11 protein-coding genes are annotated in these 13934 nt (G+C 44.5%); 5 read left to right on the forward strand and 6 right to left on the reverse strand.

Translation table 11 applies throughout. The features are described 5' to 3' along the window. The first annotated feature begins 9 nt into the window (after positions 1 to 9). The 3 genes from B1L02_RS02690 to B1L02_RS02700 are packed head-to-tail and all read left to right on the forward strand — an operon-like array spanning position 10 to position 5124. Positions 10 to 213, forward strand: coding sequence for a DUF3283 family protein (locus tag B1L02_RS02690; RefSeq protein ID WP_088529814.1), 204 nt, complete (start codon positions 10 to 12; stop codon positions 211 to 213). Next, a complete protein-coding gene (locus tag B1L02_RS02695; protein WP_088529815.1) occupies positions 213 to 638 on the forward strand; it encodes a GNAT family N-acetyltransferase in 426 nt (141 codons plus the stop codon). The genes B1L02_RS02690 and B1L02_RS02695 overlap by 1 nt, the downstream gene beginning before the upstream one ends. 19 nt (positions 639 to 657) lie before the next feature. Then, positions 658 to 5124, forward strand: coding sequence for an EAL domain-containing protein (locus B1L02_RS02700; protein WP_410477286.1), 4467 nt, complete (start codon positions 658 to 660; stop codon positions 5122 to 5124). A 7-nt stretch (positions 5125 to 5131) separates the two neighbouring features. Here the strand turns inward: B1L02_RS02700 and B1L02_RS02705 are convergent, their stop codons facing one another. Then, positions 5132 to 6079 (reverse strand): ion transporter, encoded by a 948-nt coding sequence (locus B1L02_RS02705; protein WP_088529817.1) that lies wholly within the window; start codon positions 6077 to 6079, stop codon positions 5132 to 5134. A gap of 33 nt (positions 6080 to 6112) precedes the next feature. Continuing rightward, complete coding sequence (locus B1L02_RS02710; protein ID WP_088529818.1) at positions 6113 to 8782, reverse strand: bifunctional acetate--CoA ligase family protein/GNAT family N-acetyltransferase; 2670 nt, start codon at positions 8780 to 8782, stop codon at positions 6113 to 6115. Between the two features lie 145 nt (positions 8783 to 8927). Between B1L02_RS02710 and B1L02_RS02715 the strand changes: the two genes are divergently transcribed. Then, the gene (locus tag B1L02_RS02715; protein WP_088529819.1) at positions 8928 to 9638 is read left to right on the forward strand and encodes an SIMPL domain-containing protein; all 711 of its coding nucleotides are present in this window, start codon (positions 8928 to 8930) and stop codon (positions 9636 to 9638) included. Between the two features lie 84 nt (positions 9639 to 9722). On the opposite strand, the gene B1L02_RS02720 is transcribed toward B1L02_RS02715, so the two are convergent. The 4 genes from B1L02_RS02720 to B1L02_RS02735 all read right to left on the reverse strand — a co-directional run bounded on the left by B1L02_RS02720 (position 9723) and on the right by B1L02_RS02735 (position 12648). Beyond that, on the reverse strand, positions 9723 to 10205 hold the full coding sequence (locus B1L02_RS02720; RefSeq protein WP_010374680.1) for an NYN domain-containing protein: 483 nt from the start codon (positions 10203 to 10205) through the stop codon (positions 9723 to 9725). Positions 10206 to 10245: 40 nt separating this feature from the next. Next, on the reverse strand, positions 10246 to 10935 hold the full coding sequence (locus B1L02_RS02725; RefSeq protein ID WP_088529820.1) for a hypothetical protein: 690 nt from the start codon (positions 10933 to 10935) through the stop codon (positions 10246 to 10248). 72 nt (positions 10936 to 11007) lie between these two features. Continuing rightward, positions 11008 to 11520, reverse strand: coding sequence for an NUDIX hydrolase (locus B1L02_RS02730; RefSeq protein ID WP_088529821.1), 513 nt, complete (start codon positions 11518 to 11520; stop codon positions 11008 to 11010). A 75-nt stretch (positions 11521 to 11595) separates the two neighbouring features. Continuing rightward, on the reverse strand, positions 11596 to 12648 hold the full coding sequence (locus tag B1L02_RS02735; protein ID WP_088529822.1) for an aldo/keto reductase: 1053 nt from the start codon (positions 12646 to 12648) through the stop codon (positions 11596 to 11598). A 152-nt stretch (positions 12649 to 12800) separates the two neighbouring features. Between B1L02_RS02735 and dinB the strand changes: the two genes are divergently transcribed. Beyond that, a complete protein-coding gene (gene dinB, locus B1L02_RS02740; protein WP_088529823.1) occupies positions 12801 to 13925 on the forward strand; it encodes a DNA polymerase IV in 1125 nt (374 codons plus the stop codon). Positions 13926 to 13934: the final 9 nt, after the last annotated feature.

Below are 13934 nucleotides of genomic sequence, written 5' to 3' on the forward strand. Positions count from 1 at the left end.
TGATGCGTAATGAGCTATAACCTGTGTTTGCTACCTAGACAAGAAAAATACCAAATTCAACTTGAGTATGAAGCGTCGTTTTGGGCTTACCAAATTAAACGAGGCAAAAAAAGTAGAGAAGCGATTTATGACGCGATCAATCAGAGGCCTTTGTCTGAACAAGACACGCTAAAGCAAAAGTTTGAGTATTACCTGAGTCTAATGCTTGCTTGATGTTGAGCGTTGAATTGCTTCCAGCGGTAATGACGCCGCTTGTAAACAAGTTTTATGATGCACACAAGGCGCGAGGACGAGCAGCAAAGCACGATAAAGTTTGGGTGGTCAAAGATAGTTTTGAGATTATCGCGGCTTGTCGTTTGCAGCCTGTAGACGGCTATTGGTTGCTTGTGGGCGTTTATGTTGCACCACAGCATAGAAAACAAGGTATTGCGAAAAAATTAATTGAAACAGTGATTACACAGTTTCGAAGTCTGCAGCCACAGCAGGTAATTTATACTTTTGCATATTGCTATCTCCATGACTTTTACAGCGCACTTGGGTTTCAAAGCAATTCACGAGAATTACCACCCGAACTTGCTTCTCGCTTATCTAGTTATCTTGGACAAAACCGCCAACTCGTGGCAATGTATTACGTCTAGTTAACAACCTCGGCTTTTTATGTTTCGCCTGTGTTTTATATTTTGCATTTGCTTGTTTACAGGACTGGTAAGTGCCGCACAAATTTCACGACTTTCACCCGCGGAAGGATTATCACAAAGTTATGTCAATACTTTGCTTATTGATGAGCAGGGGTATTTGTGGCTTTCTACCGAAGGTGGACTTAACCGCTACGATGGTTATCAAGTACTGGATGTGAATGGACCCGATGGCGTACTTGATAAAGTGCAGGTGAATTATATTTATCAGGACAACCTTGGTGGGATTTGGATCACCACGGGCATCGCGGGACTGTTGCGATACGATCCCATGAAAGATGAATATAGAAAGTACATAGAACCCCCTTCCACAGAGGACGAGTTTTATTCCAATTTGGTTAATATTGTTTTGACCAAAGATGATGACCACATGTGGGTCGTACGCACTAATGATGTAGCCATCCTTAATATCCATACTGGCAAACTCGAGAGTGAGGTGACCTTACCACTTGATGAAGAAAGCGGTTTTATACGCGCCGTTTATCAACATCAAGACATCTTGTTTATCGCCACTTCTGAGCGCTTATTCGCATATCATTTAACAGCGAAAAAACTAAGAATTCTGGAGCACCTTGCTCCTATTGATCACCCCTACCAAACAAATACTAAATCGCTATTTATTTTAGACCAAGATACCTTGCTCTTAGGTGCAGTTCAGGGGATGTACGAGCTAGATATTTCTCAATTGCTAAAAGATTTTGACGCAGAGGTATCGTTTAAAACACTGCTTCCTGAGCTAAACATATGGAAAATGCTCAGGCATGATGAACATACCTTGCTGCTTGGTACCGATAAAGGCCTTGTTTATTACACGGTTGAAGATGGCAGTGCAGTTCGTGATAAGCGTTTGTCTTCAAGCATATTCTTACCATCCAATACTAGCATTATAGATATCGTTAAGGATAGTTACGGGGGACTTTGGGTTGCCACAAAAGAAGATGGCGCATTTTACTTGCCAGACAGCACGCTAGCATTTGATAACGTCAGCGATCTCACTGTTGAAGGTGAGGGGTTTTCTCACAGTAATGTCTGGGCGATGCATGAATCTAATCAGTTTTTGTGGTTGGCCACGAATGACGGCTTAACGCGTTACAATCCAAAAACCAGAGAGACCAAACAGTTTCTTAAGGGTTACTTAGGTGACGAAATTCTCTCAGAGTTTATTATTTGGAAGATCGCGGAGTATAAAAATAAGCTTTGGCTAACGACCGTAAAAGGACTGTTTGTCTTTGACCCTATTACTCACGAAGTGACAAGACCCAAGGCTAATAACCCAGAAGACCAAGAGATACTGACATCCTTTGTGAAAGGAGGGGAGTTGTTAGCTGACGGTAAGTTTTATTTCGTCAATAGTGATGCAGGAATGTTTGTTTATGACATTAATACCGCTGAGCTAACACACCTTACTAAGTCATTTGAAAATGTTGACCCGTTTCTCACTTATGGCTTCTATCCACCACTTCCAAATGAACCGCATAAACCCCTTTATTACTATGCTGGCGTATTGTTGCAATATGATCCGCAGTTAGAAACGTTAACTGAGATTTATAAAGCGCCGAAGGCAAATAAGCATTTAGCTGTAGATATTACGACCTACACCATAGATAAAAACAATATTTTGTGGTTGTCGTTATCATCGTTTGGTTTGATTGGCCTGACGCTGGACGGTTATGAGCCAATTTATAACATCGATTTAAAAGCCCACAAAATAGATACTTTGATGTATGAAATGCGCCAAGACAAAGAGGGAATGATTTGGATGTCATCTCACAAGGGGATTTGGCGTCTAGACCCGGATAATTTGCACTTACAACAATTCACGACCGAAGATGGCATACTCTCTAACGAGTTTAACGGTGGCGCATCAGTGATGTTGGAAGACGGTCGCATCGCGTATGGTATGTTGAAAGGGTTTGTAGTGTTTTCTCCTGATGACAATCGGCCTAAAAAGCCATTACTTGATCATGTAAACATCACCAGCGTGGATTTAATTTCTCGTCCAAATCAAAAAGCCGGATTAAAGCAATTTGATCACATCGAACTTGAGCATGATGATATCGGACTCGAAGTCTCTTTTTCTGCGATGGCATTTAGTTATCAGGATCGGATTATTTATGAATATCAAATATCGGGTGGTCAGAAGATCCTAAGTCGTAATCAAAACCGCGTAGTATTCCCTAAACTTAACCCCGGTGAATATGCATTAAAAGTGTGGGCGAAAGACCCATTAACGGGAGATTACACACCGCCTGCAAAATTAACCATTAATGTAAATTACCCTGCGTGGCGTTCACCCGTTGCGATTGCCGGATATGTGTTTCTTACGCTCTTACTATTGTCTCTTTGGAGTTATCGAAAGTATCGCGTTGAGCAACTTATTCTTGCCGCCCATAAGGAAACACAAGACAGAGAAGCTAGATTGAAAATGGCGCTAGAAGGGAGTAATTCTGGAGTATGGGAGTGGCATGCGGGTAGTACGTTAATCTATCAGCCTCGACTTGTGACGGAGCTTGATTACGAGCTTGAGAGTGTTGGTTTGGATGATTATCTGCAAAAGATACACCCCTCGGATAGAGCCATGTTCCGCTTACAGTGGCTTGAGTTCGTCACAACGAACAAAGGTTTTATCGACTGTACTTATCGATTAAAAGACAGTAAAGGTCAGTGGCGTTGGTATAAGGATTTTGGCAAGGTGCTCGAATGGGATGAAGGTAATCCCACACAAGTGGCTGGTACCTATACCAACTTAACGCGTGAACGTTTATTTGAAGAGCGTGCCGCATTATTTGGGGCTGCGTTTGAGCAGACCCGTGACTGGGTCATGATCTTAGACAAAAGACTGCGTATCCAGGCTTGTAATCGGGCGATGCAAAATGCCTTTAATCTTGAGTCCATCCCGTCATCAAGCACAGCGGTGAAACTTGGGATGTCGAGACAAAAGCGGATGATGTATCTACGCCAAACGTTGGCGTTGGCTGTACATCAGCACTTAAGTTCTGAGGAAGTCGTTAGCCTGCCAAATGGTGACGAAAGAGACGTATTGATTAAAATTAGTGCTGTGGCGAATGGTGATGGCGAACTATACAGTTATGTTGTAGTGCTGACTGATATTAGCCAGCAAAAGCGCACTGAAAAAGAGTTATATCAGCTCGCTAACTACGATTTACAGACTAAGTTGCCAAATAAAGCATTATTGATGGATAGAGTACAGCATGCAATCAAGCAGTCTGAGGCCCAAGAGACACAATTTGCGCTGTTAGTAATCAAGTTCAATCGTTTACAGAATCTATACGATATTTATGGTGCGGACTTTGTTGCCGAGTTGCTTCCGCTGCTTGCAACAAAGCTACGCTGTTGCTTCCGTGAATTAGATAGTTTAGCAACGGGGCATGATAAGTCGTTTTATGTATTGATGGAGCATCTCGACAACCCTGAAAAGGTTCATCAATATGTAGAGTGTTTAGTTCACTCATTTAGCATACCGCTGGAGGCCGCAGGACACACCGTACTGATGCAACCAGCGATTGGGATTGCGATGTATCCCGATGATGCGTCTGACGCTTTTGAGCTCAATCAAGCGGCAAAGGCTGCACTTGAGCATGTCAATGTACAACAAATCTCCAGTTATCAGTTTTTCCGCGAAGAGATGAATGGCAAGGTCAGGCGTTCTCTAGAGGTCGAACAAGCGCTTATGAGAGCGCTAAAAAATGGTGAATTTAGTAATCATTATCAGCCTATTGTCGATGTGCAAAGTGATACCTTGCTTGGCTTTGAAACCTTATTACGCTGGCCTGAAAATAGCGAGTTTTGTGCTCAGGAGTATGCGCTCGCAGCTGAACATGCCGGTGTAGTTACCGAGCTTACCCTGCAAACCCTATCTCGGGCATTAGTTGAATTGAGACACTGGCAAACCATTGAGCGCGACTTATATATATCCATTAATCTATCGGCTATCGATTTTGAATCCTCAAGCTTAGTTGAGGATATTCAACAAGCACTGAGTCGCAGTAAAGTGTCTGGTCACTCTGTGGCTTTTGAGATAACGGAAACCGCTCTGCTTTCTAATATCGATAGTGCAGTGAAAGTGATGAAAGAAATAAAAGCACTGGGCTGTCATATCTATATGGATGACTTTGGGACGGGATACGCCTCTTTGACCTATCTGCAACAGTTGCCTATTGATGTCATTAAGATAGATAAAAGTTTTGTACAACAAATTGCTGAGGATCCAGAAAGCTATTTAATCATTCGCTCATGTGTAAATTTAGCGCATGGGTTGGGATTAAAATGTGTCGCAGAAGGGGTGGAAAACGACCTTCAGTATCAGCGCGTCAAGGCTGAGCAAGTCGATTATTATCAAGGTTACAGGTTTAGCTCGGCGATTAGTGGCGAACAAGTCGCGCAATTACTCTCTGAAACATCGCTGTAGCTTTTTGCTACAGCTTTTTACCACAGTGACGACAGTACATATGATGGACGCGTTGGCTACTCATCAGTTTAATCGCTTGGTTTGCTTCCAGTTGACTTAAGCCAAGCTCAATACGTAGCGCTTCTAAATGGGCTCTTTCACTTTTGTCGACATCGCCATCAACTAATGCATGCAGTACAGCCTCATTGAACGCATCTCGACGTTTGCGCATTTGGTCGGCAAAGCTTGAAGCCAAGAGGCCTGTGGGGATTGCGACCATGCCCATACTGAGTAAGGTGATAAGACCACCAAAAAATTGTCCAAGCGGGGTGATTGGTACAACATCGCCGTAACCCACTGTGGTTAGAGTGGCCATCGCCCACCACATGGCTTTGGGAATGGAGCCAAACTTATCCGGTTGCACATCGTGTTCTATAAGATAAATCCCGCAAGAGGCCATGATAAGCACCACACTCATGATAAAAAAGGCGGCAAGCAACGAGCTCGATTCTTCTCTAAATGCCGCGAGTAGCAGCTGCATAGCCCGAGAGTAGCGCGTCAGCTTAAAGATCCTGAGTAATCGAATAACACGTAAAAAACGCAGATCAAAGGTGATAAAGGCCATTAATATGGTTGGTAAAATAGCAATGAGATCAATCACCGCAAGCGGTGATATCAAATACTTTAGGCGCTTTTTCCAATTTGGTATTTCCAAATGACGATAATCAAGCTTATCGACACAGCACCAAAATCTCAGTAAGTATTCAATGGCGAAAATGGTCACACTGACTAATTCTAGGGTGAGAAAGTAGTGATGGTATACACTTGCTAAGTCGCGCTCAGACTCCAACACAATAGCAACGACATTGGTTAAAATCAGGGTGATGAGGAAGATATCGACTACGCGCCCTAGTCGGCGATATTGCCCTGTGGCCTCGAGTACCGCAGCCGTTTTTTCTCTGATGTGAAGTTGCATCAAGTTGTCAACGTCCCTTATCTTTTTTGCGTTTTAGTTTAAGTGTAACACCATCTGAATCGTGCCTTCCTCAAAATCTCGAGATACAGTAAATCCGAGCTTTTTAGCAAGACCAATCATACCGCTATTTTCTGGTAGGGTTATCCCTTCTATGCTTTGTACGCCTTGCTTACGGCAGTGCTTTATCGCGGCTTCCATTAGTATGCGTCCAAGCCCAAGTCCTTGGCAGTCTGAGCGTACAACCACAGCAAATTCAGCCACTTGGTTATCCGGATCCATCAACACGCGTGATACCCCAAGCGTTTGATAGCTAGACTTGTTAGGCACAGTGACAATAAACGCCATTTCTCGGTCGTAGTCAATTTGTGTCATTTTGGCGAGCTGATCATGATTAAATTGTGGCAGCTCGCCAAAAAAGCGGCGGTATCTATCTTCTTTACTTAAAGACTGGTCAAACTCTTGGTGCGCTCTTTCATCTTCAGGACGAATAGGCCTTAAGGTTGCAGGGCGGCCATCCTTTAACGTAACGGTTTTTACCAGCTCTCGAGGGTAAGGTCTGATAGCCAAGCGTTTACGGCCAGATACAGGCTCGTATCGTCTGAGCGTAATACTGGCGTCGAGTACTTGGAACTGGCCAGAGCAGGCCAAAATAGGATTGAGCTCCATATCAATGATATCGGGCTGGTCGACTACCATTTGAGAGACACGAGTGAGTAGGGCGCACAGGCGGTATTTATCGACCTTTTCAGGCAGTGCCCGATCTTTGATAAAGCCTTTGTCGTGGGCGGCTGCAATCAGGTACTTCGCAAGGTTCATATTCAGTGGCGGCAGTGCCACTGCGGCTTGCGAGAAATTCAGTCCGGTGCCCGCTTCACCAAGTAAAATAACTGGGCCAACGCCGGGTTCTGTTTTTACTGCTATCCGTAATTCTTGTCCACCAGCGCGTTTTGCCATGCGTTGCAAGGAGAAGCCTTCTATTTCAGCATCGGGTGCTGCCTCACGGATCCTTAGTAACATAGAAAATGCGGTTTGTTCTACTTCTTCGGCGTCGTTGAGGTTGAGTACAACTCCACCAACTTCCGATTTAGAGGGGATATCATGGCTTATCAGTTTAAGTGCAACGGGGAAACCGAGCTGCTGAGCTTGTTCTTTTGCTTCTGAGGGGGTGAGTGCGATTTGCGTCTCTATGCATTCTATATCGTAATTAGCCAGCACCTGAGAAGCCAAATGGGTCGCGAGTTTATTGGCACCTGAGTTTAAAAAATCATTGATTAAGCGTTTACTTTGCAGGTGTTGCAGCTGGCCTTCATCACTGTAGGATTCAGGCGTTTGCGTGAGGTGCTTTTGGTTTCGGCGGTAGCTAACCAAGTGCATAAAAGCGCCAACTGCACCTTCTGGTGTGCGATAGGTTGGGATCTTAGCGTTTGCGCACACGAGCCTTGCTGCGTATGCCGCTTCTTCACCCATAAAGTTCGTCATCACATAAGGGCGTGCCATTTTTGGAATTTTGGCTAGCGTTTGTGCAATGATCTCGGCATAAGCGGTACTTGGCGCAAGTGCTGATGGAGTATGAATTATCAGTAAGTTTTTGACTTCGTCGGCCTTTAATAAAATCTCTAGTGCTTGCTGGTAACGTTTTGGTGCGGAATCACCAAAAATATCTATCGGGTTACAAGCATGATCCGTTTGTGGGATCAGGGCACTGAGCGCTTGCTTGGTTTGCTCGCTTAGCACCGCCAGTTTGCCTGAGTTCTGCAGTAAGGTATCTACTGCCATAATGCCAGGGCCGCCGCCATTGGTTAAAATGGTCAGCTGTTCTACTTGCAGCAATTTGGGGTGTAAAGCAAGGGTTTGAGTAGCAGCAAATAGTTCTCTAAGATCGTTTACCCTCAGCATACCTGCACGTTGGAACATGGCATCATAAACCGCGTCATCGGAGGTATTGCCGCCGGTGTGGTTCAGCGCAGCGATTGCGCCAGCCTTGGTTTTTCCGGTTTTTATTGCAATGACGGGCTTACTAAATGCAGCAGCTCGAGCTGCGGAAATAAAGCGCCTAACATCGTCGATATTATCAATGTAAAGCAAAATAGCTTGGGTTTTTGGATCCCGTCCTAGAAAGTCGAGTAGTTCGTCGAAATCAATATCAAGGCAATCTCCAACGGAAATAAAGTAAGAAAAGCCGATTTTTTTATGTTGTGCCCAGTCCAAAATGGTTGAGCATACCGCCGCCGATTGTGAAATAAAAGCAAGCTTACCTGGCGTGGCAACCGTATGAGAAAAACTGGCATTAATACCCAAGTGAGGAATGAGTAGACCGAGACAATTAGGACCAAGCAAGGTGACTTTGGCTATTTTGGCCGCTTCTTTTAATTGGTGTTTATGCTGATTATCAAGCCCCGCCGCGATGATGATTGCATGTTGACAACCAATCTCACCAAGCTCATTGATGATTTGCACTAGGGTTTGTTTGTTGGTACAAATAACGGCGAGATCAGGGACTTTGGGTAGCTGTTTGATGGTGCTGTAGGCAAGCACCCCATGCACGGCGGTATGCTTTGGGCTGACGGGCATAATGGGCCCTTTAAAGCCGCCTTGTAGCAAGTTACGCATTACGATAAAGCCGGCGCGATCAGGATTGTTAGAAGCACCAATCACCGCGATAGATTGGGGGTTAAAAAATTGGCTAATACGCTTTACGCTCATACTGTTTCCTAGTTCAGCCGCAGCTCATAAGCACCACTCTACCATTTTGCTCGCAGTTTTCGAGTGCAATTCAGGTAGACTTTGATCTATCCCCATAATAATTGTATGAAAACCATGACTGAGGCGTAACGTTGAGGACAAAGATATGTCTACTATGAGTAAATATTTGGCTCCTGCGGCTTTGCTATCACTGGCGGTGATAATGAGTGGCTGGATGGTAAAATCGACCATTCTAGAAGTAAAGGGAATGGAACGAACGGTAAGTGTAAAAGGGTTATCTGAAAAGGAAGTAACAGCAGACACAGTGATTTGGCCCGTATTTTATCGTGATGCAGATAACGATCTGGAAGCGTTGGTTGAGCGCACAGAAAAGAAAAACGCAGCGATCCGCGCGTTCTTAACCTTGCATGGCTTTGATGCTTCAGAGCTTTCGTTATCAGCGCCCTCTATTACGGATAAATACGCACAAGAGTACGGCCAAAACAATCAAGGGTTTCGGTATGTGGCAAAAGCCGGAGTGACTGTGTACTCCAATAATCCAGATAAAGTCTCGCAAGCACTAGGGCAGTTAAGTGAGCTTGCTAAACAAGGTATTGCAATCACCAAAGACGACTATCAAAATCGGGTTGAATATTTGTTTACTGGTCTTAATGATATTAAGCCTGAAATGGTGCAAGAAGCCACACAAAAAGCTCGAGAAGTGGCGGTCAAATTTGCTAAAGATTCCGACTCTGTGCTTGGCAAAATAAAATCGGCAAGGCAAGGACAATTTAGTATTCGCGACAGAGACAGTAATACGCCGCAGATCAAAATCGTGCGTGTTGTGACGAGCGTGGAATATTACTTATCGGATTAAAACGCGTTTATCGCGCGACTAAGCAATCAAAAGTGACGAATTCGTCAAAAAGCAAAGCCGCTGCTATCAAGGTGCTTTGCTTTTTTATTTCTTGCCAATCAACAATTCGTTTTCGATTGGTATAAACTCACTGGCAGCACGGATCAGTGAAGCCGCGGTAAGCTGCGGTACGCCGTAAACTTCGACTCGGGTATGGTATTTATCTCTGAGCTTATTCGCGAGTAAGTCAAAATCACCATCGCCAGTAACTAGAATAATTACATCGGATCCCGATGCACATTCCATGGCATCAATGGTAATGCCAACATCCCAATCACATTTTGCGGAGCCATCGGCACGTTGAATATAAGGCTTTAACTTCACCTCAAAGCCAATCGCTCGCAGGATATTTTGGAACTGCCTTTGTTTATCGTCACCCCGTTCGCTGGAATAGGCAATGGCTTGATATACCTCGCGATTAGCCGTTGCTTTACGCCAAAACGCGTTATAGTCAAAGCCTGTTTGGTAGGCTTGCTTGGTGGTGTAATAAACATTTTGGGCGTCAACTAAAATGGTGACTTTTTCCATAATGGACTCTTAGCAATAAATTTGCTTTATGATAGCAAGATTAGCGTTTGTTTAGCCATTTACTCATCGCGGCATCATAGGCTTTTTTAATGGCACCGCCATCGCAAGGGCGAGGCGGAGTACGCCAGTTATTACTTAATCCCTCTGGTGTAGGAGTACTCGGATCGAGTCTAACCTCAGTATAGCACAGGCCATTTTCACGGTAGACTTTATAATGTGGTGTGGACGCGAGTAGCTCTCTTGGCTTGCTCGCAGCACTGGTTTGATGCGCTTTAGGCACGGTGATCTGCTGCGGCTTTTTTTGGTTTTGGCTGAGTACAACGTCACTGGGAGTGCGCTCTAAAAGTTGCTGACGAAATTGAGAGATTGCTTTGCGATGGTCTAACTTTTTAGGTTGCGTGACGACTGCTGCTTTGGCTATGTGCTTGGTTGTACTTTCAACCGCAGGCTTTTTTGGTTCCGTTTGCGCAGTTTTTGGTACTTCAACTGTATCGTCCGGCAGCGTTGGTTTTAACTCCTTTACTGGCTTATCTTCAGTTATCGTCGGTGTCTCAATATGCTCCACCTTGGGCTTGGCAGGCTCAATAACCAAATAGGTTTTCATTGCCTTAATTTCTAAAGGCTTTGAGGGGATATAAATACTTTGCTGCAAATACCAGCCGAGCAGTAGATGCAGCACAATAGAGCCGATAATGGTGAAACTAATTAGGTTGTTTTGGAGCGGCCGCATTATTCTTATTAATCCTTGAGTTATGCAGAGTTAGAGCTTAATCAACGTGTAAATGTTCCCTCAATAGACGAATTATTCTGTGATTAGTTGCGCCGATATGTGTTTCAGTAAAGTTAATTCACGCAAAACGGACATCCCTTTGTTATTTGCATCATTGAGTTTAGCTTCATTGTGAGCTATGGCTTGATTTATGTTAATCCACAAAGGTTTCATCCCATTGGCGTGTTCATAATCTTCCATCGCAGGTGCATCAAACTCGCCACAGATCTCACAAACGTAGCAATAAGAAATAATATGCACATTGTCATGATCGGCTTTATACCAAGGACGGTATTCTTCATAGCGGCCAAAAGGGGTCAAACCTGTGATGGATACTGCACCGGTTTCTTCTTTTAGCTCGCGCTCCAATGCTGCTTCTAAGCTTTCACCCTCATCGACACCACCACCTGGCAAGGTGTAATCGTCATAACGCTTGGTGTAAAGCATAAGAATGTCGTTGCCTCTAAGGACAATGGCACGAGTGGTTTTTCTGGTAAAGCAGCTGCCTTGAAGTGGAGTGGCTGGGGTGTTATTTAAGCTTTGCATGGGGAGTTTAACTTCAATCTAGGTAACAAAGGTGAGATACGCCAGCGTAAAAGCGGCGTATCGTGAATGAAGATATTAAAACGGAGCTGGGTACGCTTTAAATACCGTATCAATCTCGGCTAAAGATTCTGCACACAGCGGCTTTTCAAACGCTTGAATATTTTCTTTAAGCTGCGCCATGGTTGTCGCGCCGATAATGGTTGAAGTCACGCCATCGACTTGGTTGCACCAAGCTAGCGCCAGTTGCGCTGCAGTCATATTAAATTCTTTGGCGATTTCTAAATATTTTGCAACGGCTTCTTGTGCTAGTTGTGTGTCCCTAAATAGGCCTTGTCTTTGCACTAAGGTAAAGCGGCTGCCTTCAGGTCTTGCGCCCCCTAAATATTTACCGCTCAGCATCCCACCAGCCAACGGCGACCAAGGTAAATAGGCGATATCTTCGTTTACGCAGCTCTCAATTAAGTAAGGCCAATCTTTGGCATGTAGCAAGCTAAACTCATTTTGAATTGAAACCGGCTTAGGTAAGTCATGTTGCGTGGCTAAATTAAGGTAAGTGTGAATGCCCCAAGGCGTATCATCCGAAAGACCCCAATGGCGAATTTTACCTGCTTGAATACAACTCGCTAAGCCCTCTAAAATATCTAGCATGCCAGCGCGCTCTTCATCGCGGTCAAGCGCACTCAGAGGGACCATACCAGGCCATTGTTTACCAAAGTGCGGAGAAGTTCGGTTTGGCCAATGTAGTTGGTATAGGTCGATATAGTCGGTATTCAGGCGCGCTAAAGAATCGTCCACCGCTTGGATCACTGATTGTCCCGTAATAGGGCCACCTTCACGGATCCAAGGCAATCCGCTTCCCGCAATCTTTGTGGCAAGTACGAGCTTTTCGCGTTTTTCTTGGTGTCGCTTTAGCCAATTGCCAATGATTGCTTCTGTTTTGCCATAGGTTTCAGGGGATGGAGGAACTGCGTACATTTCAGCGGTATCGATGAAGTTAATACCACGGCTTAGTGCATAATTGATTTGCTCGTCGGCATCATGCTGGTTGTTTTGTACGCCCCAAGTCATGCTTCCTAAACAAATGCGCGAAACTTCTAATGGGCTACTACCAAGTCGTGAGTACTTCATGCAGGCTCCTGATTGATTGCTGAATGATTAAATATAGTCAAAGTAACGGATTTAGTACTTTGAACTGTATTGATATTGTTAGCATTATCTCTGTTTTACGGTGTAAGTTGCAACACACATCCACACAAGTATAGCCCAGAACACTTAGGCTTATGTTCAAGATTGCAACAGCTGGAAAATTAGCACATAATAAACACTGTTTATTTAGACAGTATCTTGGTATGCGTAAGTTTATTCATATTGATATGGACGCGTTTTATGCATCGGTAGAAATGCGCGACAACCCCGAGCTTGCAAAAGTGCCGATGGCGATTGGCGGCCGCAGCCATCGCGGGGTGCTATCCACGGCTAACTATATTGCTCGGCAATATGGTGTGCGCTCGGCCATGTCAAATTATCAAGCGAAAAAACTCTGCCCACAGCTGGTGATTGTGCCGGGTAGAATGGAGGTCTATAAAGCAATCTCGCAACAAATTCGCGCTATTTTTGCCCGCTATACTGAGCTAATTGAGCCATTGTCTTTGGATGAAGCCTATCTAGATGTTACGGAATGTCAGCAGTGTAACGGCAGTGCAACGCTTATCGCTGAGCAGATCCGAGCAGATATATTTGCAGAAACAGGCCTGACAGCTTCAGCGGGGATTGCGCCAATCAAGTTTTTGGCCAAAATTGCCAGCGATGAAAACAAACCAAATGGTCAGTGTGTGATCCCGCCTCACCAAGTGAGCGCTTTTATTGATGTGTTACCGCTTAAGAAAATTCCAGGTGTAGGTAAAGTGACTCAACAGCGTTTGCTGGCCATGGGACTTGAGTATGGCCGAGATATTAAAGCACTCTCTGAAACTCAGTTACGCCAGTCATTTGGCAAGTTTGGCGCTGTATTATGGCGGCGTTGTCAAGGTATTGATGAGCGCCGAGTTGAGACCGATAGAGTGCGCAAGTCAATAGGTGTTGAAACCACATTTGCAGAAGACACGCTCGATCTGGATACTTTAAAACAAGTCATAAAAGAAAAATTGTTACCTGAACTGACTCGCCGAGCACAGCCTTATTTACAGCGCGGCTTTAATAAGCTTGGCGTTAAAGTGAAGTTTTACGATTTCACCCAAACCACCAAAGAATGCCAATATCAGCATATTGATCTACCCGTTTTCGAAGAGCTATTGATTGAAGCGATGTCACGGCAAAAGTTTAAACCTGTGCGTCTAGTGGGCTTGCACTTGGGGTTAAATGAAAAGTCTAATACTCAGGCTCAACTGGGACTTTTTGATGGCTAATTCTGACTT

It is taken from the genome of Pseudoalteromonas piscicida, assembly GCF_002208135.1.
In the GTDB taxonomy this organism is placed as follows: Bacteria; Pseudomonadota; Gammaproteobacteria; order Enterobacterales; family Alteromonadaceae; genus Pseudoalteromonas; species Pseudoalteromonas piscicida_A.